The following is a 436-nucleotide window of genomic DNA, read 5'->3' on the forward strand; positions in this document are numbered from 1 at the left end:
CGCACCCACCCCGCAGCCGCAGGCCGTCGCGCAGCCCGCGCCCACCCCGCCCCCGCCGGTCCAGCAGGCCCCCGCCCCGGGCGGGCAGCCGTCCGCGGTCGCTCAGCAGGGTGCCGGGCAGGTCCGGCAGCTGTGGCCGCAGATCCTGGAGGCGGTGAAGAACCGCCGCCGCTTCACCTGGATCCTGCTCAGCCAGAACGGCCAGGTGGCCGGGTTCGACGGCAGCACGCTCCAGGTCTCGTTCATCAACGCGGGCGCCCGGGACAGCTTCGTCGGCAGCAACAGCGACGACGTGCTGCGCCAGGCGCTGTCCGACGCGCTGGGCGTGGACTGGCGGGTCGAGTGCATCGTCGACCCCTCCGGGGGCGTGGGTGCGGCTCCGGCCGCGGCCGCCCCGGCCGGTGGCGGCTGGGGGGCCCCGGCGCGTCCGGCGGCC

At 78.0% G+C, this 436-nt stretch carries 1 pseudogene; it reads left to right on the top strand.

The features are described 5' to 3' along the window. A pseudogene (locus BG452_RS37515) lies at positions 1 to 436 on the top strand (DNA polymerase III subunit gamma and tau); the annotation flags it as partial.

It is taken from the genome of Streptomyces sp. CBMA123, from assembly GCF_014596465.1.
In the GTDB taxonomy this organism is placed as follows: Bacteria; Actinomycetota; Actinomycetes; order Streptomycetales; family Streptomycetaceae; genus Kitasatospora.